General features: G+C 72.4%; 23 protein-coding genes. 11 read left to right on the top strand and 12 right to left on the bottom strand.

What is annotated here, in order from left to right:
* Together ABD901_RS33590 and ABD901_RS33585 are read right to left on the bottom strand one after the other, a co-directional pair.
* Positions 1–1,324, bottom strand: a 1,324-nt coding sequence (locus ABD901_RS33590; protein WP_345133028.1) for a hypothetical protein, incomplete at its 3' end; no start/stop codon positions are given.
* 92 nt (positions 1,325–1,416) lie between these two features.
* Positions 1,417–1,662 (bottom strand): hypothetical protein, encoded by a 246-nt coding sequence (locus tag ABD901_RS33585; RefSeq protein ID WP_345133033.1) that lies wholly within the window; start codon positions 1,660–1,662, stop codon positions 1,417–1,419.
* On the opposite strand from ABD901_RS33585, the gene ABD901_RS33580 reads away from it, so the two are divergent.
* From ABD901_RS33580 to ABD901_RS33560, 5 genes are all read left to right on the top strand, one after another.
* Positions 1,546–2,205, top strand: a complete 660-nt coding sequence (locus ABD901_RS33580) for a transposase (RefSeq protein ID WP_345133026.1) — start codon at positions 1,546–1,548, stop codon at positions 2,203–2,205. The genes ABD901_RS33585 and ABD901_RS33580 overlap by 117 nt on opposite strands.
* 9 nt (positions 2,206–2,214) lie before the next feature.
* Positions 2,215–3,432 carry an MFS transporter gene (locus tag ABD901_RS33575; protein ID WP_345133024.1) on the top strand — a complete coding sequence of 406 codons (1,218 nt, stop codon included), beginning with the start codon at positions 2,215–2,217 and terminating at the stop codon, positions 3,430–3,432.
* Between the two features lie 646 nt (positions 3,433–4,078).
* The gene (locus ABD901_RS33570; RefSeq protein ID WP_345133022.1) at positions 4,079–6,457 is read left to right on the top strand and encodes a ricin-type beta-trefoil lectin domain protein; all 2,379 of its coding nucleotides are present in this window, start codon (positions 4,079–4,081) and stop codon (positions 6,455–6,457) included.
* Positions 6,454–7,890, top strand: a complete 1,437-nt coding sequence (locus tag ABD901_RS33565; RefSeq protein WP_345133020.1) for a glycoside hydrolase family 76 protein — start codon at positions 6,454–6,456, stop codon at positions 7,888–7,890. The genes ABD901_RS33570 and ABD901_RS33565 overlap by 4 nt, the downstream gene beginning before the upstream one ends.
* Positions 7,887–10,115, top strand: coding sequence for a glycoside hydrolase family 97 N-terminal domain-containing protein (locus tag ABD901_RS33560; protein ID WP_345133018.1), 2,229 nt, complete (start codon positions 7,887–7,889; stop codon positions 10,113–10,115). Before ABD901_RS33565 ends, ABD901_RS33560 begins: the two co-directional genes overlap by 4 nt.
* Before the next feature lie 61 nt (positions 10,116–10,176).
* Here the strand turns inward: ABD901_RS33560 and ABD901_RS33555 are convergent, their stop codons facing one another.
* The 4 genes from ABD901_RS33555 to ABD901_RS33540 all read right to left on the bottom strand — a co-directional run bounded on the left by ABD901_RS33555 (position 10,177) and on the right by ABD901_RS33540 (position 13,723).
* Complete coding sequence (locus ABD901_RS33555) at positions 10,177–11,973, bottom strand: carboxypeptidase regulatory-like domain-containing protein (protein WP_345133016.1); 1,797 nt, start codon at positions 11,971–11,973, stop codon at positions 10,177–10,179.
* 214 nt (positions 11,974–12,187) lie between these two features.
* Positions 12,188–12,622 (bottom strand): hypothetical protein, encoded by a 435-nt coding sequence (locus ABD901_RS33550; RefSeq protein ID WP_345133014.1) that lies wholly within the window; start codon positions 12,620–12,622, stop codon positions 12,188–12,190.
* Between the two features lie 91 nt (positions 12,623–12,713).
* A complete protein-coding gene (locus ABD901_RS33545; RefSeq protein WP_345133012.1) occupies positions 12,714–13,079 on the bottom strand; it encodes an ArsR/SmtB family transcription factor in 366 nt (121 codons plus the stop codon).
* 47 nt (positions 13,080–13,126) lie between these two features.
* On the bottom strand, positions 13,127–13,723 hold the full coding sequence (locus ABD901_RS33540; protein WP_345133010.1) for a TetR/AcrR family transcriptional regulator: 597 nt from the start codon (positions 13,721–13,723) through the stop codon (positions 13,127–13,129).
* A gap of 89 nt (positions 13,724–13,812) precedes the next feature.
* Here ABD901_RS33540 and ABD901_RS33535 point away from each other — a divergent pair, with 89 nt between their 5' ends.
* Positions 13,813–14,748 (top strand): alpha/beta hydrolase family protein, encoded by a 936-nt coding sequence (locus ABD901_RS33535; RefSeq protein WP_345133031.1) that lies wholly within the window; start codon positions 13,813–13,815, stop codon positions 14,746–14,748.
* 1 nt (position 14,749) lies between these two features.
* On the opposite strand, the gene ABD901_RS33530 is transcribed toward ABD901_RS33535, so the two are convergent.
* The gene (locus tag ABD901_RS33530) at positions 14,750–15,385 is read right to left on the bottom strand and encodes an NADPH-dependent F420 reductase (RefSeq protein WP_345133008.1); all 636 of its coding nucleotides are present in this window, start codon (positions 15,383–15,385) and stop codon (positions 14,750–14,752) included.
* A gap of 37 nt (positions 15,386–15,422) precedes the next feature.
* On the bottom strand, positions 15,423–16,832 hold the full coding sequence (locus ABD901_RS33525; RefSeq protein WP_345133006.1) for an MFS transporter: 1,410 nt from the start codon (positions 16,830–16,832) through the stop codon (positions 15,423–15,425).
* A gap of 100 nt (positions 16,833–16,932) precedes the next feature.
* Between ABD901_RS33525 and ABD901_RS33520 the strand changes: the two genes are divergently transcribed.
* Positions 16,933–17,781: a helix-turn-helix transcriptional regulator gene (locus ABD901_RS33520; protein ID WP_345133004.1), complete on the top strand. Its 849-nt coding sequence runs from the start codon at positions 16,933–16,935 to the stop codon at positions 17,779–17,781.
* On the opposite strand, the gene ABD901_RS33515 is transcribed toward ABD901_RS33520, so the two are convergent.
* The gene (locus ABD901_RS33515) at positions 17,749–19,380 is read right to left on the bottom strand and encodes an amidohydrolase family protein (RefSeq protein WP_345133002.1); all 1,632 of its coding nucleotides are present in this window, start codon (positions 19,378–19,380) and stop codon (positions 17,749–17,751) included. The genes ABD901_RS33520 and ABD901_RS33515 overlap by 33 nt on opposite strands.
* 88 nt (positions 19,381–19,468) lie before the next feature.
* Between ABD901_RS33515 and ABD901_RS33510 the strand changes: the two genes are divergently transcribed.
* Genes ABD901_RS33510 through ABD901_RS33495 form a run of 4 tightly spaced genes read left to right on the top strand, consistent with a single transcriptional unit; the run spans position 19,469 to position 23,503 of the window.
* Complete coding sequence (locus tag ABD901_RS33510; protein WP_345133000.1) at positions 19,469–21,010, top strand: phenylacetate--CoA ligase family protein; 1,542 nt, start codon at positions 19,469–19,471, stop codon at positions 21,008–21,010.
* Positions 21,007–21,462: a DUF4188 domain-containing protein gene (locus ABD901_RS33505; RefSeq protein WP_345132998.1), complete on the top strand. Its 456-nt coding sequence runs from the start codon at positions 21,007–21,009 to the stop codon at positions 21,460–21,462. The genes ABD901_RS33510 and ABD901_RS33505 overlap by 4 nt, the downstream gene beginning before the upstream one ends.
* Positions 21,459–22,544: a hypothetical protein gene (locus ABD901_RS33500; protein WP_345132995.1), complete on the top strand. Its 1,086-nt coding sequence runs from the start codon at positions 21,459–21,461 to the stop codon at positions 22,542–22,544. Before ABD901_RS33505 ends, ABD901_RS33500 begins: the two co-directional genes overlap by 4 nt.
* Positions 22,541–23,503 carry a nitroreductase family protein gene (locus ABD901_RS33495; RefSeq protein WP_345132994.1) on the top strand — a complete coding sequence of 321 codons (963 nt, stop codon included), beginning with the start codon at positions 22,541–22,543 and terminating at the stop codon, positions 23,501–23,503. The genes ABD901_RS33500 and ABD901_RS33495 overlap by 4 nt, the downstream gene beginning before the upstream one ends.
* A 13-nt stretch (positions 23,504–23,516) precedes the next feature.
* Here the strand turns inward: ABD901_RS33495 and ABD901_RS33490 are convergent, their stop codons facing one another.
* The 3 genes from ABD901_RS33490 to ABD901_RS33480 form a co-directional block, all read right to left on the bottom strand.
* Complete coding sequence (locus tag ABD901_RS33490; RefSeq protein ID WP_345132992.1) at positions 23,517–25,880, bottom strand: Hsp70 family protein; 2,364 nt, start codon at positions 25,878–25,880, stop codon at positions 23,517–23,519.
* Between the two features lie 117 nt (positions 25,881–25,997).
* On the bottom strand, positions 25,998–26,483 hold the full coding sequence (locus tag ABD901_RS33485; protein WP_345132990.1) for a hypothetical protein: 486 nt from the start codon (positions 26,481–26,483) through the stop codon (positions 25,998–26,000).
* Positions 26,480–26,905 (bottom strand): hypothetical protein, encoded by a 426-nt coding sequence (locus ABD901_RS33480; protein WP_345132988.1) that lies wholly within the window; start codon positions 26,903–26,905, stop codon positions 26,480–26,482. Before ABD901_RS33480 ends, ABD901_RS33485 begins: the two co-directional genes overlap by 4 nt.
* Positions 26,906–26,956 lie beyond the last annotated feature (51 nt).

The raw sequence follows: 26,956 nt of genomic DNA, 5'->3' as shown, positions 1-26,956 counted from the left end.
CCTGCGTCGCGGACCGTGCCGCCGTCGCCTGTTCGGCCCGGGCGCGCCGATACGACGACGTCAGCACGTCACGCCGGTAGGCGCGTTTCGGCCGCCCAGCCGCGTCCGCGACCCGCGAGCCGGTCGGCGTGTCAACCCGTCGCTCGGGTAGGCCAGCGGTTTGGCGCCGATCAGCGCGTGCTTGCTCTCGTTTGGAAAGCCAGTACTGGTCGCGGTTGGCATTCCTGCGGGACCGGTCCAGGGCTTTCTGCCGGCGTCGAGCGACGAGCCCAGCCTTCTCCGCGGCGGCTCGCTGCTGCGGGGTCACCAGTACCTGATCCGCCGCGAGACCGCCGAGCATGGCGGGGCTGGTGGGCATGGAGACGATCGCGAGGTTGGACACGTTCCCGTCCACCTCACCCACCCGGTCTTGGGGCGCGGACAGTCGCTGGGCCCGCACGCTGGGGCTGGCCCAGCCCGATCCGAGGATCATCAGATGCGCGTAGTACCGCCACCCGCCGGGTGCGCGGGGGTCTTCGACGCGGACGAGGTCGATCTTGTGCCACGTGTTCGGGTCGGCGAGGAAGTGCTGCAGGCGCGCCCACTGCCCCATACCCTGGGGCAAGCGTATCGGCAGGACCAGGTCGTGACGGAGGCCGGTGAACACGATCGCGAGCGGACCGTGATACGCCCACCAACCTGCTTGACCCTTTGGCCGGATCGGGGTGGGCAGAACCTCGGGCTCGGCGAGGACCGACCCGGGCTGGGTTGCCGGATACGCCGCAGCGTGCGCGTCAAGAGTCCCGACGAGCCGGAACGTTTCCCACGTACGGGGCTTCGTATGCGAGCGGGCGCGACCGGGGATCCGGGTCGAGTCCCACCACGAGCCTATCCTCGGCGGGCCGTGACGCTTACCCGTCTTGTCCGCGAACAAGTGCCGATCAACGCTCTGCCACACCTCGTCCGCGAGATGCATCGCCAAAGCCTTGGTCAGATGGTTCCGCAGCCAACCCGATGCTTCCACATGCTCGGCAGCGGCGTCTTCGAACGCCTTGCGGGACAATCCGAACCGCTTGCGTGCCTCGGCCAGACCAACCCGGTCGCGCAACCGGTGCGCGGCCCAATACGCGTCCACCCGGTCGCGGGCCTGGTGTTGCATGGTCCGGCGCAACGCATGCACCGCGGTGGACATGCTCGCCAACCGGCTGCGGGTGGCGGGGTTGCTCGCATCAACTTCCAGGCGGATCACGGCGACCGGCTCATCCTGGACGCGGCGCCAGTTCTTGGTTTTGGACTTGCCGCGGACCCGGCGAACCGGGGCGGGCGCCAGCACGGTGTCAGGCATGCCGGTCACCCCCGTCTTTCGATCCGGACCCCAGCGGTTGATCTATCGGCGGGGTCAGCATACGACTGGAGTACGACAGATTCCGCCGCCGATCATCCGGGCATGCCACCCGTTTCGCGGCGATACTCGCGGCTGATCGCGCTCACCGGGCTCACCCCGGCCGCGCTCGCCACCCCGATGACTCGAATCGCCGCCGCCCAGCCCACCGCCACTGCCCGGCCGTGGCGGCTCGCGCTGCCCGACCGGGTCCTGCTCGTCGCTGCTGGGCTACGCACGAACCTCACTACCCGGGCGCTTGCCGCCGTGTTCGGCATCAGCCAATCGATGACCGTGCGCATCCAACGCACCTGCTGCCGGTCCTGGCCGGACTACGCCAGACCCGAACCTACTCCAGCCACCAGCGCCGCTGCACCTGGGTTCTCGACGGCACGCTCATCCCAGTGCACGACCAGTCCCGTACTGCGGTGTCGAAGAACCATCGGCGCAGCGTCAACGTGCACGTCGTGATCCGCCGCTGCGACCGCGCGGTGACCGCCGCCGGCACCGCGTGGCCCGGCAACCGCAACGACATCACCGTCGCTCGCGCCCAACACGACACCCTGCTCACCGACCCGCCTCGCCAGGTGTTGGGCGACGGCGGCTACCGCTCGCTGCCCGACGTGACCGGCCCCCGCCGCGATTCGCACGGCAGGATCATCCGGGACGAGGCATGGCGCCGTCACCGGCGCAGGCGAGCCACCGTCGAACACGTGATCGCCCGGCTGAAAGACTGGCAGATCCTGCGCCAATGCCGCCGACCCGGCCGCGGCATCGACCTTGTTGTCGCCGCCGTGACCGCGATCTATAACCACCGCCTCGACCACTTACGACTCAACTCTTAGGGTCGGGTCGTGCCCCAACGGCTCCTGGCCCTGTCGAACTTCGTGTTCACCGTCGGCAGCGGCATGTACCTGACCGCGGGCGTCCTGTACTTCACCGAGGCCGTCCGCCTGCCGCCGGGCCAGGTCGGTCTCGGGCTGGCCGTCGCCGGTGCCCTCGCCCTCGCCCTGGCCGTCGCGGCCGGGCACCTCGCGGACCGGCGCGACGCGCGGGTCGTGTACGCGGCCACGCTGCTCGTCCAGGCCGCGGCGACGGCCGGGTTCCTGCTCGTGGACGGCTTCTGGGCGTTCGTGGTCGCGGTCAGCGTGGCCACCGCGGCGAAGGCGGCCGGGACGGCGGCGCGCAGCCCGATGATCCGGCGCTTCGGCGGCGAGCGACCGCAGCAGTTCCGCGCCTACCTGCGCGCCGTGACCAACGTCGGCGTCTCGTTCGGCGCGCTCCTCGCCGGCTGGGCGGTGCAGACCGGCACCCACCGGGCCTACGACCTCATGGTCGCCGGGATGGTCGTGGCCACGGCCGGCTCGGCGGCGTTCCTGGCGTTCGTGCCGCGGGTCGCACCGCTCCCGGCGGCCGAGGGCCCGCGGTGGGTGGCGCTGCGCGACCGGCCGTACCTGGTGCTGACGGCGCTGGACGGCGTCATGGCCATCCAGTACAAGGTGCCGACGGTGGCCGTGCCGCTCTGGGTGGTCGGCGCGACCCGCGCGCCGCACTGGGTCATCTCCGCGACCATGCTCACCGGCACGCTCATCGTCGTCGGCTTCCAGGTGCGCGCGAGCCGCGGCATCGACTCGCCCGCGGCCGGCGCCGCCGCCTACCGCCGGGCCGGCCTCGCGTTCCTGGCCTCGTGCGCGCTGATCCCGCTCACCGCGGGCCCGCCCGGCTGGGTCGCGGCGTCGCTGCTCATCGTCGTCGCCGTGGTACACACCGCGGGCGAGCTGTGGCACGCGGCGGGCGCCTTCGAGCTGTCGTTCGCGCTCGCGCCCGAGCAGGCGACCGGCCAGTACCTGGGCGTGTTCGGCCTCGGCGCCGGCATCGCCGAGGCGGTCGGGCCGGGGCTGCTGATCGGGCTGTGCATCACCTGGGGCCGGCCCGGCTGGTACGTGGCCGGCGCGCTGTTCCTGCTCACCGGCCTCGCCATGCCGCCCGCCGTCCGCCGGGCCCGCCGCCGAGCGGCGTCATCACTCGCGAGCGGGGCGGAGGTCACGTCAGCTCGCCGGGGAGCAGGCTGAAGACCAGGGTGTCGCGGCGGGCGGACTTGAAGGGGAAGTGGGAGCGCAGCAGCGATGGCGAGGTTCAGGGACGTGCCGGCCAGGCGGTCCTGCTCGTTGCGGTCGTACGCGGCCGCGATGTCGGCCTCGGTCGGGGGGTCGACGCGCGGCCAGGAGTAGCGCCGGCACAGCTCGTCGGAGAAGGCCTCGTAGCGCTGCGGTGCGTCCTGCGGCCGCCACGGGCGCAGCAGGACGACGCCGTCGCTCAGCGGCGGCTCGGGGAAGGGCAGGGCCGGCAGCCCAGACAGTCTACGAACGGGCCGCGGGCCGGATGCGGGGTGATGCGCTCGGGAACGACGGGAGCGAAAAGACAACATCCTTCAACGAAAAGCGACGCAACCGAAGCAACGCTGCCAACTGCGCAAATGAGCTTAGGACGAAGGATCGGCGACCGCGACGCCCCATCCAGCGGGGGTGGTCGGTGCGAAGGCTTGACAGAAGCACACATGACCGTCAATCTGCCAAGCAAGCAATTATCACCAAGTTCCCACATGTTCGATCACGGTTGGACGTCGTGATCATGGGTGCCCGGCCACGGTGCCCGCGTTTCGACCTGGTTCTGAAAGCGTTCTCAGCCCTGTTCCGCCAGACAGTGAAGGAGAACCACATGCACCACGTACGTCGCGGACTCATCGCCCTCGCGGCGGGGAGCCTGCTGGCCACGGCCGTCGTCGCCGTGACCGCCGCGCCGGCCGGCGCGGCCACCACCACGATCAACGTCAACGGCGGCATCGTCGGGCGCACGTTCGACGGCGTCGGCGCGATCAGCGGCGGGGGCGGCAACTCGCGCCTGCTGATCGACTACCCGGAGCCGCAGCGCAGCCAGATCCTCGACTACCTGTTCAAGCCGAACTACGGCGCCGCGGTGCAGCTGCTCAAGCTGGAGATCGGCGGCGACGCCAACTCCACCGACGGGTCCGAGCCCAGCCACGAGCACGTGCGCGGGGACGTCAACTGCAACGTCGGCTACGAGTTCTGGCTCGGGGAGCAGGCCGTGGCCCGCAACCCGAACATCCGCATCGTCGCCCTGCCGTGGACCGCGCCGGGCTGGATCGGCGGCGGCAACTTCTGGTCGCAGGACATGATCGACTATGACATCTCGTGGCTGAACTGCGCCAAGGGCCACGGCATCACCGTGCACTACCTCGGCGGCTGGAACGAGCGCGGCCACGACAGCGGCTGGTACAAGAACCTGCGGACCGGCCTGAACAACGCCGGGTACGGCGCGGTGCAGATCGTCGGCGACGACTCCGGCTGGGGGATGGCCGACGAGTTCGCCGCCGATCCCGCGCTGAAGAGCGCGGTCGGCGTGCTCGGCAACCACTACGTGTGCGGGTACCTGTCGCAGGCCGACTCCTGCAGTACCACATCCAACGCCCGATCCAGCGGAAAACCGCTGTGGGCCTCGGAGTTCGGCTCGCAGGACGACATGAGCGGCGTCGTGCCGTTCGTCCGCACGCTCAACCGCGGCTACCTGGACGCGGAGATCTCCGGCTACATGAACTGGCCGCTCATCGCCGCCATCACCCCGAACCTGCCCTACGCCACCGTCGGGCTCATGGACGCCGGCTCGCCGTGGTCGGGCGCCTACCGGGTCGGCCGGAACCTGTGGGCCACCGCGCACTACGCGCAGTTCACGCAACCGGGGTGGAAGTACCTCAACAGCTCGGCCAGCGGCTACCTCGGCGGCAACCGCGCCAACGGCAGCTACGTGTCGCTCAAGTCGCCCAACAACACCGACTACACCACGGTGTACGAGACCAGCGGCACCACCTCGACGCAGACCGTCAACGTCACCGTCTCGGGCGGCCTGAGCGCCGGCACCGTGCACGTGTGGTCGACCGACATGGGCTCGTCCAACCCGGGCGACTGGTTCGTGCGCCAGGCTGACATCGCCCCGTCCGGCGGCGCCTACAGCCTCACCATGCAGCCCAACCGCATCTACACCCTGACCACCACGAGCGGGCAGGGCAAGGGCACCGCGGCGAGCCCCGCCCCGCACGGCCTCGCGCTGCCCTACGCCGACACCTTCGACGGCTACGCGGTGCGCAAGCAGCCCCGCTACACCGAGGACATGCAGGGCTCGTTCGAGACCCGCGCCTGCGCCGCCGGCCGGTCCGGCACCTGCCTGCAGCAGGTCGCGCCGCAGCGGCCGATCAACTGGCAGGACGACAGCGACGCCTTCACCCTGTTCGGCGACTCCAACTGGACCAACTACACCGTCAGCCTGGACGTGAACATGCAGCAGGCCGGCACGGTCACCCTGCTGGGCCGGGCGAACATCCAGAATCGGCCGCAGAACCGCCAGGCCGCCTACCAGCTGCGCGTGTCGAACACCGGCGCGTGGTCGATCGTCAGGCACAGCAACACGAACACCGACACGACCCTCGCCTCGGGCACCCGGGCGGCGCTTGGGCTCAACAGCTGGCACAACCTGAAGCTCGGCTTCTCCGGCGGCCAGATCACCGCGACCATCGACGCCACGATCGCCGGCACGGCGAACGACTTCTCCTTCGGCAGCGGCCAGGCCGGCGTCGGGGTCGTGGGCTACCAGACCGACCAGTTCGACAACCTGAGCGTCACCGCCAACGCAGGCCCGGTGCTCAGCGTCCTGCGCGGCGTCGGCTCCGGCCGCTGCGCCGACGTGCCCGCGCTGTCGCAGACCAACGGCACGCAGCTGGCGCTGTGGGACTGCAACGGCGGTGCCAACCAGACGTTCACGCAGACCGCGTCCAACCAGCTGCAGGTGTACGGCACCAAGTGCCTCGACGTCAACGGCGCCGCCACGACGGACGGTGCGGCGGTGCAGATCTGGGACTGCAACGGCGGTGCCAACCAGCAGTGGACCGTGAACTCCGACGGCACCGTGGTCGGGGTCGGGTCCGGCAAGTGCCTCGACGCGACCGCGAACGGCACGGCCAACGGCACACTGCTGGAGATCTGGACCTGTAACGGCGGGGACAACCAGAAGTGGGCGCGGTCATGAGACGCCCGCTGAGCATCGCCGCCACGATGCTGCTCGGGCTCGGCCTGGCGATCGTCGCCATGCCGGGCCCGGCCCGGGCCGCCGTCGCACCGTCCGCCGCGAACAGCGTCGCCGTGCTGATGCGCTCCTACGACGCGAACACCGGGCGCATCGGCACCGACTGGTGGACCAGCGCCGTGTCGCTGAGCACCGTCATGACCTACCGGCAGGCCGGCGGCGACACGCAGTACGACTACGCCATCGCCGGCGCGTTCGCCAAGAACCCGAGCTTCACCAACATGTACATCGACGACACCGGCTGGTGGACGCTGGTCTGGCTGCAGGCGTACGACATCACCGGCAACCGCTCCTACCTGTCGATGGCCGAGACCACCACCCGGTACATGCACAACTACTGGGACGGGGTCTGCGGCGGCGGCGTGTACTGGAGCACGGCCAAGCAGTACAAGGCCGCCATCGCCAACGAGCTCTTCCTCGCCGCGACCGCCGGGCTGCACAACCGCATCCCGGGGGACACGACGTACCTCGGCTGGGCGGGCGACGAGTGGAACTGGTTGCGCGCCAGCGGGCTCATCCACGACAACCTCGTGCAGGACGGGCTCAACGTGTCCGGGTGCCAGTTCAACACCGCCAACTGGACGTACAACCAGGGCGTCATCCTGCAGGGCCTGATCGAGCTGAACCGGGCCACCGGCAACGCCGGGCTGCTCACCACCGCCCGCTCGATCGCCACCACCGCCGTCGGGCGGTTCAACCGGGGCGGCGTGCTCTACGAGGGCTGCGAGCCCAACTGCACGGGCGACGGCCAGGCGTTCAAGGGCATCCTCATCCGCTACCTGCGGGCGCTCGCGACCGCCGCGAACACCAGCGAGTACAACACCTTCATCACCACGACCGCCAACTCGATCCTGGCCAACGACACCGCCGCCGACGGCCGGCAGGGCAACTCCTTCGTCGGCCCGTTCAGCAACTGGAGCCCGACCACCCAGGCGGCGGCCGCGGCCGCGCTCGTCGCCGCCGGCACCAGCGTCACGCCGCCGGCCAACCAGCCGGGGCTGCTGCGGGGCCGCGAGTCGGGCCGCTGCGTCGACGTGCCGAACAACTCGCAGGCCAACTTCACGCGCGTGGCGCTGTGGGACTGCAACGGCGGCGCCAACCAGACGTGGACGCTCACGCCGTCGAAGCAGCTGAAGGTGTACGGCACCAAGTGCCTCGACGTCAACGGCGCCGGGACCGCCGACGGTACCGCGGTGCAGATCTACGACTGCAACAACACCGCCGCCCAGGTGTGGAACGTGAACGCCGACGGCACGGTGGTGAACCCGAACTCGGGCAGGTGCCTCGACGCCATCGCGCACGGCACCGCCAACGGCACGCAGCTGGAGATCTGGTCCTGCAACGGCGGCGACAACCAGAAGTGGGCGAGGATATGAGACGAGCCGTACCGCTGCTGACGGCGGCGCTGCTGCTGCCCGCCGCCGTCGTGCTCACCACCACACGGGCCGCGTCCGCCGCCACCACGTGGACGGTCGCGGGGCCCTCGGCGGGCACGACCGCCGCGCAGGTCAGCCTCGACAACGGCGGCCTGACGTTCGCGGTGAGCAACCAGGGGCAGACGGTGCTGTCGCCCTCGCCGATCGGCATCGTCACCACCGCCGCCGACCTGACCCGGAACCTGGCGTTCACCCAGCGCGCCGACCGGACCGTCACCGAGTCCTACACGATGACGACCGGCAAGCAGCGCACCCGCAGCACCACCTACAACGAGACGACGCTGTCCTTCACCGGCAGCGGCGGCGCCCGCCTCGACGTGGTGGTCCGGGCGTCGAACACCGGCGCCGCCTACCGCTACGTGCTGCCCGGCAGCGGCCCGGTCACGGTGAGCCGCGAGGCGTCGTCGTGGAGCGTCCCCGCCGCGTCCAACGCGTGGCTCGTCCCGCCGCACGCCGAGGACCAGGGCCGCTGGTTCCAGTCCACCGCCGGCGGCGCGCCGACCGGCAACAACTACCGCGTGCCCGCCCTGTTCGAGGTCGGCGCCCGCTTCGCCCTCGTCGCCGAGACCAACCTCGACGGCCGCTACGCCGCCGCGTACCTCACCCACGCCGCCGGGTCCGGCACCTACACCACGGCCCTGGCCGGCGGCATCACCACGACGCTGCCGCTGAGCACCCCGTGGCGGACCGCGGCGGTCGGCGACCTCGCCACCGTCACCGGCTCGACGATCGTCGACGACCTGGCCGCGCCGTCCAGGGTGGCCGACACGTCCTGGGTCAGGCCGGGCACGGTCGCCTGGTCGTGGCTGACCGAGCACGCAAGCCCGTCGGACGAGAACCGGCAGCGGCAGTACATCGACTTCGCCGCCCGCAACGGCTGGGGCTACGTCCTCATCGACGAGGGCTGGTCCTCGAGCTGGGCGCCGTCCGTGGTCTCCTACGCCCGCTCCAAGGGGGTGCAGGTGATCCTCTGGTTCAACTCCAGCAACCTCAGGACCGCGCAGCAGCGGGAGGACTGGCTGCCGCTCATCAAGAGCTGGGGCGTGGCCGGCGTCAAGATCGACTTCATCTACGAGGACACCCAGCCGACGCTGCAGTGGTACGACGCCATCCTGGCCCGCACCGCCGAGCTGCAGCTGATGGTGAACTTCCACGGCGCGGCCACGCCGAGGGGCCTGCAGCGCACCTGGCCCCACGTGATGACGGCCGAGGCGGTGTTCGGGGCCGAGCAGTACCTGCGGGCCGACTTCAACACGATCCTGCCGTTCACCCGCAACGCCATCGCCGGCATGGACTTCACGCCGGTCGTGTTCAGCCTGGCCAACCGGGACACCACCGACGGTCACGAGCTGGGCACGTCGATCGTCTTCGAGTCCGGCTGGCAGCACCTGGCCGACAACCCGCAGAGCTACGAGACCCACCCCGAGGCGCTGCGCATCCTCGACCAGCTGCCGACGGCGTGGGACGAGTCCCGGCTGCTCGGCGGCCGCCCGGGCCAGGAGGCGTACTTCGCCCGCCGGTCGGGCAGCCGCTGGTTCATCGGCGGCATCTCGGCGCTGAACGCGAAGACGTTCACCACGTCGCTGTCGTTCCTCGGCGCCGGGCAGTACCTGGCCGAGACCGTCCGCGACGGCTCGGGCGGGCTGGTGCGCGAGACGCGGGTCGTCACGAGCGCCGACACGCTCAGCGTGGCGGAAGCGACCCGGGGCGGCTTCGCCTCCGTCGTGTGCCCGTACACCTCCGGCATGACGACCTGCGGCACGAGGGCCGTGCCCTTCGCCCTGAAGGGCACCCAGTCCGGCCGCTGCGCCGACGTGCCGGGCGCGTCACAGACCAGCGGCACGCAGCTGGCGCTGTGGGACTGCAACGGCGGGGCCAACCAGGCCTTCACGCTGAGCGGTTCGAAGCAGCTGCTGGTGTACGGCGGGAGCAAGTGCCTCGACGTCGCCGGCGCGAGCACCGCGGACGGGGCCAAGGTGCAGATCTGGGACTGCAACGGCCAGACGAACCAGCAGTGGAACGTCAACGCCGACGGCACCGTGGTCGGCGTCGGGTCGGGCAAATGCCTGGACGCGACGGCGAACGGCACGGCCAACGGCACGCCGCTGGAGATCTGGACCTGCAACGGCGGGGGCAACCAGCAGTGGGGACGGCCCGCTCAATAGCGTGCGACAGGCAGGCGGCGCGGGCCCGAGGACCCGCGCCGCTGTGCTCCTGGCTGTTGCGTCAGGGCAGGGTGATGGTGACGCCGGTCGTGGTGGAGCCGGCCGTCGTGTGGAACTGGGTGGGGTACTTCACCATCTCGCCCGCGACGCTGTAGTAGAGCCAGACGTCGTTGGTGTTGAGGCCCTTGATGGTGAAGGTGCCGTCGGGGTACACGTACGGGCTCACGCCCGCGTTGTCGCCGGTGACGGCGTCCACCACCGTGATGTAGGTGCACTGGATGCACGAGCCGGCGGGGCCGGTCACCGTGCCGCTGATCGCGCCCGTCGCGGGCAGCTTCACGTCCAGGTTCACGGTCTGGCCGGCGATGACCTGGACCGGGGTGGCCTGGGCCCGGTTGATCTTGTCGCCCGACCAGACCCACGCGTGCTGGCCGCTGTAGTCGGGGAAGGCGATCTTCCACTGGTACGGGCCGAGGTCGTGCACCGTGTACTGGCCGTTGGCCCACTCGTCGACGCAGTTGGCCTGGCTGTTGGAGGAGTAGCTCGCCGACGGCGTGGTCGGGGTGGGGCAGACGCTGCGGGCGTTGGCGTCCGTCGATGCGTCCTTGACCGTGCCGCTGATCGAGCCGCCCGGGTCGAGCTTGACCGTCACGTTGATCTGCTCGCCGGCCTTCGGCGAGTACACCTTGGCCTGGTCCGGGTCGCCGGTGCCCGCGCCGGTCGTCGACACCCACTGCGCGCCGTGCACGTGGTCGGAGGTCGCGACGAACAGCCGGAACTTGTCGCCGGGGAACAGGGGCTTCACGTCGATCGCCGGCCCGCAGTTGTTCGGCCACCCGAGCTCGCTGTTGGTGACGCCCATCATGGCGATGCAGGCGCCGCCATCGACCGCGGCGCCGGTGGCGGCGTCCACGAACGTGACGTGCAGGCTCGCCGCCTTGTCCAGCTTCACGACCGCGGTCGCGGTGGCGTTCTCGGTGACCACCGTCGGGCCGAACTGCCCGTTGACGTACACGTTGGTCTGGTCGTAGCCGCCGCCGCTGTAGGTGCCGACCGGGATGTCCTTGAGCTTGGCGACGCCGTTCTGGTCCGTGCAGACCGTCTGGAACTGCAGCGGGCCCTCCTGGTAGTACCAGCAGTAGTTGACGATCGGCGCCTTGGTCTGCCGGTCGAGGGTCTTGATGTGGAGGTTGCCGACCGGCGGGCGCACGAGGTCGATCGTGGTGGTGGCGCTGGGCTTCACCTCGAACGGCGTCGCGTTCCACTCGTCGGCGTGGTCGTACCAGACGACCTGGCCGCTGGGGAACCTGAAGAACATCGTGTAGTTGGTGCCGGTCTCGACGTTGTCGAAGTGGTAGCGGCCCTTGGTGTCGGTCGAGGTGTACCCGACCCAGTTGCCGCCGCGGCGCAGCTCGACGTAGATGTCCTGCAGTCCGCCGCCGCCCGGCTTGGTGACCTTGCCGGCGATTTTGCCGTACTGGATCGGCATGAGCGACACGCTGACGGTGCCCGGCACGGCGATCTTGTCGGCGGTGTAGCGGTCGGCCTTGCCGTTCAGCCACTGCTCGACGTAGCCGTTGCCGGTGACGTCGACGATGTACTGCCCGGCGGCCGCGTCCGGGAACGAGAAGTGCCCGGTGGCGTCGCTGTTGGTGAACGCCCAGTGCGAGCCGTCCTCGAACTGGATGACGATCCCGGCGCCGGAGACCGGCGCGCCGGTCAGGGCGTTGGTGATCGTCCCGTCCAGCCCGGTGCCGGCCGCGGCGGCGCCCGTTGCGGGCACCAGTGCGCCGAGGACGGCGGTGAGCAGCGCGACAGCCAGGATGCCTAACTTGCGCAGGGTGGAGCCAGCCTTCATTTCTCCCCCGTTCATGTTCCACCGCGTGAGGCGGCGGGCCGCGGATGCGACGCCCGCAAGATATCAACAGTCATCAAGCGGGGCAGCCCCAATTCGCGCGCACCGGCATCGGGGAGCGCATCGGCGCTGGTCGCTCGCCGTGATGATCGCCGGACACAGGAAGAACCCCCCACCGCGGTGGTTTCGGTGGGGGTTCAGCGCCCGGACATCGTCGTTACTGCTGGGGCGGGACCTGCGGCCGCGGCTGCTGGGGCGGATACGCCTGCTGCTGCGGGTACTGCGGCTGCTGCTGGGGCTGGCCCTGCGGCGGGAACGGCGGCTGCCCGCCGGCCGGCGCCGCGGCCACGGCCGGCGCGCCGCCCTTGCCGCCGCCGGCGTGCCGCTTGATGATCAGGGCGGTGCCGATGCCGAACATGAGCGTGCCGACGATGATGCAGCCGTAGCGGTACAGGTGGTCCTGCGACTTCTGCTCCTCGTAGGTCCGCGTCGTCGAGCTCCCCTTGCGCGTCTCGACGCAGTGGTCACCGGGCCGCATGGTCTGGCTGCCGCATTTGACCTCGCTGCTGTCGAACCCGAAGATCCCGATGGCCACGAGCAGCACGCCGAGGACGGTCGCGCCGTAGCGATTGGTGAAGAGTCTGCCGATCATGGGCACCGACTGTATCGATGAACGACGCTCCGCGTTGCCCCGAGTCCACGCTCCCTGCACCCCGAATTTGCGTGATTGTTATCGAAGGCGCTCAGGGGACGGACAGCGCGGGAGCGGCGAAGAAGGCGCCGAGGCGGTCCAGCATGGCGCGGTTGATGCGGTAGTACACCCACGTCGCGCGGCGTTCGCTGGTCACCAGGCCGGTCTCGCGCAGGACGCGCAGGTGGAACGAGATCGTCGGGGCGGTCACGTCGAACTCGCCCGTCAGCTCGCAGACGCAGACCTCGCCGTCGCCGCGGGCGGCGATGAGGGACAGCAGGCGCAGCCGGACGGGGTCGCCGAGGGCCTTGAAGACCTTCGCCGTGTCGACCGCCTCCGGTGCGGTCAGCGGCTGGCCGACCAGCGGGGTGCAGCAGTCCGGCTGGTCCGCCACTTCGACGGCCTTCGTCCGCGCCATGGCACCCATGTTCGCCGAGGGCAACCGGGCGCCGCAACCGGAGCCCCTTATTGATCGGGCGTGTGCCTGCTCACCAGGAGCCCGGCGAGGAGGAGGGCGACCAGGCGGCGGGCGTCGTAGCGGGGGTCCTTGCCGGCGCCGATGCACAGGTTGCCGATGCCGCGCATGAGCTCGAGGGCCTCGACGTCGGCGCGGATCTCGCCGGCGGTCGCGGCGGCGTCGAGCAGGGCGGCACAGACGGGGACGAGGCGGTCGAGGAAGTACTCGTGCAGGCTCGCGAACGTCGCATCGCCTGACTGCAGCGCCTCGGCGAGGCCGTGCTTGGTGACGAGGAAGTCGACGAAGAGATCGGCCCACTGCGCCAGGGCGGCGTGCGGCGACGCGGCGGCGGCCAGCAGCGCCGGGCCGGCCGCCACGCACGCCTCGACCTGGTGGCGGTACACGGCGACGATGAGGTCCGCCCGGGTCGGGAAGTGCCGGTAGATGGTGCCGACGCCGACGCCGGCCTTGGCGGCGATGTCACGCACGGGCGCGTCGACGCCGGACGCCACGAACGCCGCGGCCGCCGCCTGCAGCAGCGTCTCCTCGTTGCGCCGGGCGTCGGCGCGCTTGCGCGGGGCCGGCCCGCCGTCGTTGTCCGCCACTCGCGTTGCCTCCGTCACGTACGCCGGCGTTGCTAACCGGAACCAAGTTCCGTATCGTCGGAAACGGAACGTTGATCCGTTAGTCCATGATGGCAGAGGAGCATCCCATGGACCATTCCGGCATGCCCGTCGTCTCCGTACGGCCCGTCGTCCTGCCCGCACCCGGCCGCGGCGACGATCTCCAGGTAAGGGTGTCGGCCCCGGTGAGCGGAGACGAGCTGCCCGTCATCGTCTTCTCGCACGGCTTCGGCGGTTCGATGGACGGCTACGCCCCGCTCGTCGATCATTGGGCGGCGAACGGGTTCGCGGTCGTACAGCCGACGCACCTCGACTCGCGGACGCTGAGCGTGGGGCCGGACGACCCGCGGTACCACGACATCTGGCGCATTCGCGTCGAGGACCTCGTGCGCACCGTGGACGGCCTCGACCTCGTCGAGGCGGCGCTGCCGGGCCTCGCGGGGCGCCTCGATCGCGGCCGCATCGCCGTCGCCGGGCACTCGTGGGGCGCCCAGTCGGCGAGCATGCTGCTCGGCGCGCGGGTCCTCGACGCCGGCGGCGAACCGGGGCCGGACCTGTCCGACCCGCGGGTCAGGGCCGGCGTGCTGCTGGCCGTGCCCGGCACCGGGGGCGGCGACCTGACGCCGTTCGCCGCCGAGCACTTCCCCTTCATGAACCCGGACTTCGCGGCGATGGCGGCACCGGCGCTGGTGGTCGCGGGTGACAAGGACCAGTCGGCGCTGAGCGTGCGCGGCCCGGACTGGTTCACCGACGCCTACCGGCTCGGCACCGGCCCGAAGAGCCTGCTCACGCTGTTCGGGGCGGAGCACTCGCTCGGGGGCGTCTCCGGCTACGACAGCGCCGAGACGACCGACGAGAGCCCCGCTCGGGTCGCGCTGCTGCGGCGGCTCGCGTGGGCGTTCCTGCGCAGCGCGCTCTACCCGGGCGAGCCCGCCTGGTCCGCCGCGCTCGCCGAACTCGAGAAGACCGCCGGCGCGCCGGGCGTGGTGGAGTCCCGGGCCGGCTGAGTCAGGTGCCCTCGACGCCGATGCGGGCGCGCAGGTTGTCGGCCCACAGGTCGGCGGTGTACACCTCCGTGCCCGGCTCGTGCTTGCGCCCGCCCTCGCCGAGCGCCCCGGCGTCGACCGGTTCGTACCCGATCTGCTCGATCAGGTCGAACACCCGCCACTTGGCGTTCGGGTCGTCGCCGGAGACCGGGATGCCGTAGCGCTGGTTGGCACCGGCCGAGCGGCCGTGGTCCATCAGGTGGTCCCAGCGCATGGCGTTGAACGCCTTGACCACGTGCGCGCCGGCGAGGTGGCGTTGCATCAGCTCGCTGCTGGTCACGCTGCCGTGCTCCAGCTTCTCGTCGCGCCCGTCGCGCTGCGGGGAGTAGTTGGTCGCGTCGATGACCGTCCGGCCGGCGAAGGCCTGCGCGGGCAGGTCCCGGTAGTGGCCGAACGGTACGGCGACGATCGTGACGTCGCCGTACCGGGCCGCCTCCTCGGTGGAGACGGCGTGTGCGTGGCGGCCGAGGTGGTGCTCCAGGTCGCGCAGGGTGTCCGGGCCGCGGGAGTTGGCGATGGCCACGTCGTCACCGGCCGCCGTGAACAGGTGGGCCAGCGTGGAGCCGATCTTGCCCGCGCCAATGATGCCGATCTTCATACCGGTGCTGTACCCGCCGGCGGCCCGTTCACGCGAATCAGCGCCGCGGCAGGCGGGCGCACGCCACCGCGCAGCCGGCGGCGAGCACGGCGCAGGCGGCGAGGCCCGTGACCGCGCCGCCGGCCCAGCCGGAGCGCCCGGCGACGGCGACGAAGAGCGAGCCGACGGTCGCGACGCCGGCGGCCAGCCCCGCCTGCTGCGCGGTGACGAGGGCGCCGCTGGCCGCGCCGGCGACCTGCGGCGGCACGGTGGCGAGCACGGCGCCGAACAGCGGCACCATCACCAGGCCGCCGCCGAGGCCCGTCACCAGCATGGCGGGCGCCACGGTGAGCAGGCTCAGCCGGTCGTACCACAGCAGCGCCTGCACCGCGAGGACCCCCAGCCCGGCGGCGAACCCCCACGCGCCCACCACGATCGCCGTAACGCCGTGCCGGGCCACGATCCGCGCCGCGACCAGCGACATCACCAGGAAGCCGGCGGCCATCGGGGTGAGCCCGAGCCCGGCCCGCAGCGGCGACCAGCCCAGCCCGGACTGGGCGAGGACGGCGAAGACGAACATGAACCCGCCGACGGCCGGGAAGTACAGCAGCGCCACGGCGAGCCCCCGGCGCACCGCGGGCCGGCGCAGCAGCGACGGCGGCAGCATCGGTGCGCGCCGCTCGTCGCGCTCCGCCGCCCGCTGGTCGCGCCAAAGAGCCAGGCCCAGCAGCGGTACCGCGAGCAGCGCCGCGATCGTCCACAGTGGCCAGTGCAGCTCGCGGCCGACGGACAGCGGCGCGAGCAGCAGCGCGAGGGTGCCGGCCAGCAGCAGCGCGCCGCGCGGGTCGACGGGCGCGGGCGAGGAGGAGCGGGACTGCGGCATGAGCCGCGCCGCGAACAGCCCGGCGATGCCGAGCGGGACGTTGACGAGGAAGATCGCCCGCCAGCCGGTGCCGGCCACGTCGGCCCGCAGCAGCACGCCCCCGATCAGCTCGCCCGCCACGCTGCCGGCCCCGATCGTGGCGCCGAACAGCCCGAGCGCCCGCGCGCGCATCGGGCCGGCGTAGGTGGCCTGGATCGTGGCGAGCACCTGCGGCACCATCGCGCCGGCGGCGACGCCTTGTAGCACGCGGGCCGCGACCAGCGCGGCGGCGCTCGGCGCGAGCCCGCACAGCAGCGAGGTCAGCGTGAACGCGGCGAGCCCGAGCACGAACAGCCGCCGCCGGCCGAAGGCGTCGCCGAGCCGCCCGCCGGCGACCAGGCAGCAGGCGTACGCCAGCCCGTACCCGGCGACGACGAACTGCACGCCCGCCGGCCCGGCGCGCAGGTCGGTGCCGATCGAGGGCAGCGCGACGTTGACGATGAAGAAGTCGACGACGGCGAGAAACTGGGCGAGCAGGATCACCGGCAGCGCCCGCCACGACGTGGTGACGGCCGCCGGCTCGGTCCTGGGCATCGTGAGCGTCATGGGACCAGTCGACGCCGCTGCCGGTACCGGAACCAGAGCGTGGTTATCCAGGTATCCATGCCACCTGGATCGACCCGCCGGACGGGCGCATGCTGGACGTATGCCGGGTCGCCACCGCGAGCTCGCCCAGTTCTTGCGCTCCCGCCGCGAGCGCCTCTCGCCGGCCGACTTCGGCCTGCCGGTCGGCCCGCGCCGTCGCACGCCGGGCCTGCGCCGCGAGGAGGTCGCGCAGCTCGCCGGCGTGGGCGTCACGTGGTACACGTGGCTGGAGCAGGGCCGCGAGATCACGGTGTCGGCCCAGGTGCTCGGCGCGGTCGCGCAGACCCTGCGCCTCGACCCCGGCGAGCGCTCGCACCTGTTCACCCTGGCGGGTGTCTTCGACAACGCCGTCCCGTGCGAGGCCCAGCCCCTGCCCGGGGCCGTCCTGGCGACCCTGGAGGCCGTGCGCCCCTTCCCCGCCTACGTGGTGAACGGCCGCTGGGACCTCCTGGCACACAACCCGGAGGCCGAGGAGATCCTGGGCGGCTTCGCCGGCGTCCCCCGCGAGCGGCTCAACATCATGTGGCTGGCGTTCGTCGAGCGCACCCTGGACGGCCGGGTCGTCGAGTTCGACGCCGAGAGCGCGCGGCACGTCGCGCTGTTCCGCGCCGGGATGGCCGACCACCCGGACCACCCGGCCTGGAAACGCCTGCGCGACGACCTCCTCGCGGCGTCCCCGCTGTTCCGCGAGTACTGGGATCGCTACGAGGTCAGCCGCCCGATGGTGCGCAGCAAGACCTTCATCCACCCGCGCGCGGGCCGCATCCACGTCGAGACCGCCAGCTTCATGATCAACGGTGGCCCGCCCCTGGCCCGCCTGGTCGTCTACTCCCCGGCGGACGAGACCGCCCGGGCGGCCATGCGCATCCTCTCCCCGTCACCCGGGGCCGCGGTCGTCGCCCTCGCCTGACGGCCAGGCGCGGCGGCCGGCGACCCAGGTCTGGGTGACGCGGGACGCCGGGTCGAACGGGTCGCCGTCGCAGACGACCAGGTCGGCGGGCTCGCCGGGGGAGAGGCCGCCGGCGCCCGGCGCGCCGAGCGCGGCGGCCGCCGCCGTGGTGTAGCAGCGCAGAGCCTCCGACGGGGTGAGGGCCTGCTCGGTGCGGCCGACCGCCAGCCGCAGGTTGCCCAGCGGGTCGAGGGGGCCGGCCGGGTGGTCGGAGCCCGCCGTCAGCGGCACGCCCGCGTCGAGCAGGGCGCGGCCGGCCAGGACGGTGAGGTACCGGTCGGTGCCGGTGCCGGCGATCTGCGGGCCGAACGTGGCCGGGAAGCCGGGCTGGAACGTCGCCGTGGCGCCCGAGGCGGCGACCAGGCCGGTGGTCGCCGGGTCGAGCAGGACGAGGTGGTCGATGACGGCCGCGCCGGGCGGTGCGCCGATGGCGCGCAGGGCCGTGGCGGCCTGGCGGGCCGCGAGGTTGCCCAGCGCGTGCAGCCGCGGGCGGACGCCGGCCTCGACGAACCGGGCGAGGACGTCGGCCAGGGCGCGGTCGTCGTAGCGCAAGTACTCCACGCGCAGGTCCCGGCCGTGGATGCGCGCCGGGCGGCGCAGCGAGTCGCGCAGCGGGCCGATGTGGCGCGCGGCGACGCTCTCGCGCACCGCGCTGCCCGCCAGGCGGGCCAGGGCGCGCGAGGGCAGGTGCAGGGCGCAGCGGTCGCCGCCGTCCAGGAACAGCTTCACCTCGCGCGCGGAGGCGCCGTACGGGCCGTCGGGCAGCGCCGCCGGGCCGGGGACGGGGGTGAGCAGGCCCTCGGCGGCGCCGACCGCCCACGACAGGCGCGGTGCCGGCGCGGCCGCCAGGCGCAGCATCCGCTCGTGGTGCTGCGGCGCGACGTACGCCTCGTGGACGTGGGTGATGCCGTGCGCCAGGCAGCGGTCCAGCTCGTGGCGCAGCAGGGCGTCGGCGTCGTGCTCGGCGATGTGGCCGGCGACGTCGGCCAGGGCGCGGGCCAGGGCCTCGCCGTACGCCTGCTCCCACACCTCGCCGGTCGGGCGGCCGCGGCGGTCGCGGGTGACGTCGCCGGAGCGGGCGCGGGCGGTGGTGAGGCCGACGGCGCGCATCGCCGGGGACGACAGGGAGCCGCGGTGCACGTCGACCCCGCTGAGCATGACCTGGCGGCCGGGCGCCGCGGCGTCGAGCTCGGCGGCCGTGGGCAGGCGGCGCTGCGGCCAGGCGAACGGGCGGGCGTTCCAGAACAGCAGCCACGGCGATGTCGGATCGGCGACTGCGGCGGCCCGGACCGCGGCCAGCGCGTCGCCGAGGCCCGCCCAGGCGGCACCGTCGACGCCCCGCGGCTGCCAGGCGGTCACGCCCACGTGCAGGTGCGAGTCGACGAACCCCGGCACGACGTGCGCGCCCGGCAGGTCGAGCACCGTTTCCGCAGGTGGCGGGGGCACGTCCGGCCCGCCGGTCGCCGCGATCGACGGGCCGTCGAGCAGCAGCCAGCCGGGGCCGGGCGAGCAGTCCGCGCCGGTCCAGATCGTGGCTGCGCGCAGCAGCGTGCCGGGCATGCGCTCACGATAGGGCACCGTCCTACTCAGCCGAACCGAGTAGCACGGCTCATACGCGTTCTCGCCCGGCGAGCCCACAATGATCGGCGTGACGTTCGTGCGGCAATGGACCCTCCGGATCTGCAGCTTCCTGCTGACCTGGATCTACGGCGTGTACCGCGCCCATCCGGCGGTGTGGCGGCTCATGGCGCGCAACTACCGGCCGTACATGGGCCGCTTCGCCCGCCTGCACGCGTGGATGACGTGCCAGTTCGCCGCCATCGACGTGCCGGCGTACGGCGACTTCCTGCGGCGAAACGGCTGGCGGTTCCGGTGGTTCGACCTGTCGTCGTACCCGCCCACCGACAAGCTGTCCTACGTCAAGGCCTACCCGGAGGACCAGCGGTGCTGGCACGGGCGGATCGAGATCGCCGGCTGCGTCGTCGACGAGTCCTCCGGCTCCTCCGGCCGGCCGTACAACTGGGTCCGCAGCCGCCGCGAGCTGCGCACCGTCCACAAGAACCTGGCCGGCTACACGACGCTGGTGTTCCCGTCGAAGCGGCGGTTCGTCATCAACGCCTACTCGATGGGCGCCTGGGCGACCGGGACCAACACCGGCATCGCGATGGCCCGGGTGGCGATGGTGAAGAACACCGGCCCCGACCTGGACAAGATCGTCGACACGCTGCGGCACTTCGGCCCCGGCTTCGACTACGTGATCACCGCCTACCCGCCATTCCTCAAGCACCTGCTCGACCGCATGGACGCCGAGCAATTCCCGTGGGAGCAGTACCGGCTCTCCGCGCTCGTCGGCGGCGAGGGCATGACCGAGGCGCTGCGCGACTACCTCGAGCGGCGCTTCGCCAAGGTGCGCTCCGGCTACGGCGCCAGCGACCTGACCATCGGCATGGCCGGCGAGACCGACCTGACCGTCTGGCTGCGCCGCCGGCTGCGCACCGATGCGCGGCTGCGCGCCGCCCTGCTGGGCGCGGACGAGCACCGGCTGCCGATGGTGTTCCAGTACAACCCCCTCGAGACGTATCTCGAGACGACCGCCGACAACGAGATCCTCTGCACCATCAACACCACCGCGGTGATGACCCCGAAGGCGCGGTACAACATCGGCGACGAGGGCCGGCTGCTGCGCTTCGACGACCTCGTGAAGATCCTCGCCGCCGACCCGGAGGCCCTGGCCGGGGCGCGGGCGGCGATGCGCGCCGAGCGCATGCAGCTGCCGCTGCTGTTCCTCTTCGGCCGCCGCGACAGCACCGTGTCGTACATGGGCGCCAACATCTACCCGCAGGACGTCGAGAACGGCCTGTACCAGGGCAACGAGATGGCGCACCTCATCGAGAGCTTCTGCCTGTCGCTGGAGGAGCACGACAACCTGGAGCATCGTCCCGCGGTACACCTGCAGCTGCGATCCGCCGTCGAGCTCGGCGACGACGAACGGCGCGCGCTGGCCGCGGTGTGCCGGCAGGGCGTGCTGCGCTACCTCGCCGAGGTCAGTCGCGACTTCGCCGAGTCCCTCGCCGAGGACCCGACCGCCGCCGACCTGCGCGTGCACGTCCACGACCACGGCGCCGGCCCGTTCGCCGGCACCGGCTCCAAGATCAAGAACGTCTACCTGGCCAGGAGCGCCGCCGCATGAGGACCACCGACTTCTCCAAGGCCCCGCCGCTGGCCCAGGCCGGCGCGATGTTCGTGGGCGCCACCCGCTACCGCGGACCGCACTCCATCTTCGTGCTGTCCTTCACATGGTTCCGGATGGTGCGCCAGATGAAGCGGCTGCCGGGGTACCGCTGGCACACCGTCTACTGGCAGTGGCCCTTCACGCTCGGCACCATCGCGTTCTTCCACGACCGCGACGCGCTGCTGAAGTTCGCGCGCACCAAGCACCACCGCGACCTCATGTGCTGGATCACCGACCACGGCACCCGCAACGCGACCGGCGGCTACATCCGCCTCTACACCGCCGAGGAGAGCGGCTACTCCAACGGCGTCTGGCGGGCCGAGGGCGACACGATGGCGCACATCGAGCGGTACACGGCACTGTCCGCCGAGACCGAGGGCCCGGCGGTGCACCGGCAGGCGCAGCCGTGACGCTCGACGTCGCGCGGGTCACCGACCGCGCCGGCCTGCGCGCCTTCCTCGACCTGCCGCTGCGCCTGCACCCCGCCGACCGGTTCGTGCCGCTCGACGACGCCGTCGTCACCCGCTGGTGGCGGGGCCCGGTGCAGCTCTACGTCGTGCGCGACGCCACCGGCGCCGTCGTCGGGCGCACCTGCTTGCACACCGACGCGAAGTTCGACGCCAAGCTCGGCCGCCGCAACCGCCTCTTCGGCCTCACCGAGTTCGTCGACGACGACGCGGTCGCCGCGGCGCTGTTCGGGCTGATGGACGAGCACGGGCGCAACGCCGACGCGCTGTTCGGCCCGGTGGCGCTGCTGCCCAACCAGACCGGCGGGGTCATCACCTCCGGCTTCGGCGAGCGCGGGTTCGTCGACTCGGCGTGGAACCCCGAGTACTACCCGGCCGCCTACGAGCGCCACGGCTTCACCCGCCGCTTCGAGGCCGACACGTGGCTGTGCGACCTGCGCGGCCCCGAGTCCGAGCCGTTCTCCTTCGACGACACCCGCATCGCGGCCGAGGGGCTCGCGGTGCGCTACGGCTCTCGCCGCCGGTTCGCCGAGCAGCTGCCGATCCTGCGCGAGATGCTCAACGCGAGCTTCGCGCAGCTGGGGTACTACACCGAGATCAGCGCCGAGGAGCTCGCCGCGCAGACCGACGGCCTGGCGTACCTGCTCGACGAGAAGCTCCTGCTGTGGCTGGAGAAGGAGGGCCGGCCGGTCGCGTTCATCGTCACCGTGCCCGACGTCTCCGAGTTCCTCATGCGCGTCCGCGGCCGCCTCGGGCTGCTCAACCAGCTGCGGCTGCTGGCCACCCGCGGGCGCTACCGCCGCGAGGCCGTGCTCATCATCAAGGGCACCGTCCCCGGCGAGCAGGGCAAGGGCTACCTGAGCCTGTTGTCGCGGGAGCTGTACCGCAACCTGCGCGCCGGCGGGTACCAGGCCCTGCGCAGCACCTACGTCGAACGCGACAACCAGGGCTCGCAGGCGCAGTACCGCCGCATGAACGGCCGCCCGTTGCACGGCTACACCTTCTACGAGCGGGGCCCTCGATGACCTGGGTGGACGAGCTGCGCCGGCGCGAGGAGGCGTGCCGGCGGGCGCCGAGCGCGCACAACACGCAGCCGTGGATGCTGCGGTACCGCGAGGACGCCGTCGACGTGCACTGGGACCCGGCCCGCGAGCTGCCCGACTCCGACCCGACCCGGCGGGACCTGTTCCTGTCGCTCGGCGCCTTCGTCGAGGCGTGCCTCATCGTCGCCGCCGACGCCGGCCTGCCCGTCCGCGCCGAGGTCGCCGTCGACGACGCCGAGCGGCGGGTCGCCCGCCTGCTGCCGGCCGGCGCCGCCTACGCCACCGCGTTCACGACCGCCGCGCTCGAGCGCCGCCGATGCGCGCGCGGCGCCTACGAGCCCGGCGAGCTCGACCCCGCCGTCGTCGCCGAGGTCGCCGCCGGCGCCGACCTGCGCCGGGTGCCCTGCCGCGCGCTCACCGGCGAGCTGGCCGCCGCCGACCGGCACATGTTCGGCACGCCGGTGGTCGCCGCCGAGCTGCGGGAGTGGCTGCGCCTGTCGCCGCGCCACCCCCGCTACGCCCTCGACGGGCTCACCGACCGGGCCATGGAGCTGTCCCGCGCCGAGGCGTCCGGGCTGGCGGCCGTCCTCGCGCCCGGCGTGTACCCGCTCGCCCGCCGCCTCGGCGCGCCGGCGCTGCTCGCCGCCGCCTCGCGGGGGCTGCTGCGCTACGACGGCAGCGTCCTCGTCCTCGTCGGGCGCGCCGCGGGCCCCGACGACCTGGTCGAGCACGGGCGCGCCCTGCTGCGGGTGTGGCTGGGCCTGTCGCAGCGCGGTCTCGCGGTACACCCGCTGAGCCAGATCCTCGACTGCGCGGCGACGGCCGATCGTCTCGCCGCGGTCCTCTCGCCGGCGCCGGGCGAGCGGCTTCTTGCTGTGTTCCGCGCCGGCCGCCCCCTGCGCGAGCCCGTCCGCTCGTCGCGGATCCCGCCGGTGCAATAGCTTGCCGGTGCGCTCAGCGCACCAGCTTCCACAGCCGGATCGTCTTGTCGTCGGCGCCGCTGGCGAGCATGCTGCCGTCGGGCGAGAACGCGAGGCTGAAGACCGAGTTCGTGTGGCCGGTCAGCTCGGGGCCGATCTGGGTGCGGGTGGCGACGTTCCACAGCCGGATGGCGTAGTCGCCGCCGCCGGTGGCCACGACCTTGCCGTCCGGCGAGAACGCCACGCCGATGAGCGTCTTGTCGCCGCTTTGCATCGGCGCGCCGGTCTGCTGCTGGGTGGCGGTGTCCCAGAGGTGGACCATGGCGTCGTGCCCGACCGCGGCGACCAGCTTGCCGTCGGGGCTGAAGCGGATCCGGTTGATGCCGTCGGTGGGGCCGCCCAGGTCGCCGGTCGGCTGGCCGGTCTCGGCGTTCCACAGCCGCACGTCGTGGCCCCAGTCGGTGGCGAGGATGGTGCGGTCCTTCGGGTGGAACGCGGCGAAGCTGACCGGATGGTCCTTGTCGTTCAGCGCCTGGCCGGTCCGGCCGTCGGCAACGGTTCGCAGATACATGAGGTGGTCGCGGTAGTCCACCATGGCGATCGTCTTGCGGTCGGCGCTCACCGCGACGCTCTGGACCGCCGACAGCGTGGCGAACGGCCGGTCGCCCGACTGCCTGGTCTTCGTGTCCCACACGTACACGAAGCCCTCGGCGCCGCCGGTGACGAGCATCTTGCCGTCGGTGCTGAGCGCGTATCCCCAGATCGCGTTCGTGTGGCGGGTCAGCGGCTCGCCGATGGAGCTGTGCTTGCGGGCGTCCCAGAAGCGGACGGTGCCGTCCTGGCCGGCCGAGACGAGGCAGCCGCTGTCGTATGCGAGGAAGTCGAGGAACGACACGGTGTTGGTGTGGCCGGTGAGCGCGGCCAGGAAGGTCGCGCCCTGCACCGGCGGCAGGTTCTCGACGCCGTTGCCGCGGTCCCAGGGCTTCCAGATCACGGCACCGGCCGTCGCGCCGGCCACGGGAACGGCGAGCGCGGCCAGCAGCAGCGCCCGCCGCGAGACCGGCCGCCGCCGCTCGTCGTCCTTGCCTTTGTCGTCTTCGGCCTTGGTCCGCTCCTTGTCTTCGGCCTTGGTCCGCTCCTTGTCTTCGGCCTCGGTCCGCTCCTTGTCGTCGGCCTTGTTCCGGTCCTTGTCTTCGGCCTCGGAATCCTGCTCTTTGTCGAGCTCCGGCTCGGACGAATCGGATATTTCCGGTTTGTTCGTACTGTGGCCGCCGGTCTGCGGTTCGGGGGCCGGCGCCGGAGGCGGCGGGGGCGGCGCCGGCGCGGCGGCCGGACGGGCCAGGAGGCTGCCGTCGGCGACCACGAGCTCGGGCTGGTCGATGACGGTCGGCGCGATGCCGAGCGTGCGGTGCAGCAGCGTCCCGGCGAGCGGCACCCGCGACGCGCCGCCGACCAGGAACACGCCGGCGATCGCCTCCGGCGGCAGCCCCGCCTCGCGCAGGGTCCGCAGGGTCAGCTGCACCGTGCGGTCCAGGTGCGGGTGCGCCGCCTTCTCGAACTCCTCGCGGGTCAGGTGCAGCTCGACGTCGACCAGGGGCACCTGCAGCCGGGCCGTGGTGTGCCGTGACAGCTGCTCCTTCACGGCCCGCGCGCCCCGCCACAGCGCCTGCCGCGCCTGCCGGTCGGCCGCGGACTGCGGCCAGTCCAGCCGGCCCCAGGCCTCGGCGTTCGCGGTCAGGGTGCGGGCGTGGTTGACGACCACGGCGTCGAGGTCGAGGCCGCCGACGTCGATCAGGCCGTTGGTCGCCACGACCTGCAGGGCGCCGTCGACACCCAGCCGCACGACGCTCACGTCGAACGTGCCGGCGCCCAGGTCGTAGACGACGAGCGAGCGGCCCGGCGGGATCTCCCGGCCGAGGGTCTCGAGGAAGTAGGCGGCGGCCGCGACCGGCTCGGCCACCAGCCCCACGTCGCCGAAGCCGGCACGGCGGGCGGCGTCGACGAGCACGGCCAGGCGCGGGCGGCTCCAGACCGCGGGGTGGGTCAGCACGACCCCGGACAGCGGCCCCCCGGCGACCCGGGCCGCCTCCTCGCCGACGCGCCGGAGCACGGCGGCGATGAGGTCCACCACGGCGTGCTCGCGCTCGCCCAGCCACACCGTCCCGTCGTCGATGCGCCGCTTCGGGTTGGCCTCGAGCCCGGCCGGCGAGGCGACCGCGGTCCGCTCGGCGTCCAGCCCGGTGAACAGGGCCGCGCCGTCGCCGACGGACACGGCCGAGGACAGCAGCGGGGAGGCGTCGAAGAGCAGCGGCCGGGCGCGCCCGTCGCCGCCGGCCAGCACCGCGACGGTCGAGGAGGTGCCGAAGTCGATGCCCAGCCGGAAGCCATCCGTGATCACGACGGAAACCTTAGGGATGTCCGGTCCGCAGGTACACCCACCGATGAGTCCCAACCGACCGTATTCGTCGGCGCGATCGGCCGCGGGCGTGGCCGGCTGACGCAGCGCCGGTGGGCGTCAACGGTCCTCGGGCCGGACCCACTGCCGATGGTCCGGCTCCTCGTCCTGTGCTTCGTCGTCGACCAGGCCGCACTCATAGGCGAATACTCGCAGCTCGTACCGGCGCCCTTCGTGCCGCTCGGCCGCGGCGAGCTCCGCGAGGAGCTCGACGAGGCGGCCGCGCTGGTCGTCGGGCAGGTCGAGCAGGTGGGAGGCGACGCTCTCCTGCGTCTTCACCGCCACGTGGAGGTCCACCTCGTCGTCGTCGCAGGCGCCCAGCCACCACTGCACGTCGACGAAGACGCCGGCGACGGCCGGCAGCGAGCCGGCGTCCGGTTCGGCGGGCAGGCTCCGCTCGACGAGGTCCCGCATGCCGGCCAGGGCGTCGGCGTCGACCCGCGGCTCGTCCGGGTCGTCGCCGACGTGGTCGCCCAGCCAGCCCAGGGTGTCGGTCGTGAGGCGGTGCAGCGCGCGGGCGAGCACGGCGTCGGTCTCGGGCGTCATATCGGGTCGGGGTGCGGGATCATGCGGCGCAGCTCGCGGTCGAGCACGTCGATCTCGGGCGCGAGTGCGGCGGCGGCATACTCCGGGTACGCGTAGGAGAACAGGTACACGCGGACCTGCCCCGGCAGGACCTGCGAGATCTGCCAGTACCGGATGTGCAGCACGCCGTCGTCGTCGACGGTGTCGAACTCGTACACGTCGAACTCGCAGTCGTTGGGCAGGGTGCCGCCGTCGATCTGCCGCTCGCCGGGCTTGCGCGGGAACCGCAGCACCGGCGGCCCGGTCGCGTTCGCCGTGCCGAAGACCAGCACGTTGAGGCGCAGGACCGCGTCGCCGTCGGGGTCGTAGTAGCGCCCGCCGTGCTCCTCGGACTCCTCGACCTCCCAGGACTGCGGCACCCAGAAGCGGGCCACGCCGCCCATGTACACGACCTCCTGTGCGCCTCCCCGTCGCTCGCGCCGCCGCCCGCCGGC

This window comes from Dactylosporangium darangshiense, from assembly GCF_039537565.1.
GTDB classification, from domain to species: Bacteria; Actinomycetota; Actinomycetes; order Mycobacteriales; family Micromonosporaceae; genus Dactylosporangium; species Dactylosporangium darangshiense.
The sequence above is the reverse complement of the archived record's forward strand: the minus strand, read 5'-3'. Positions and strand labels throughout refer to the sequence as shown.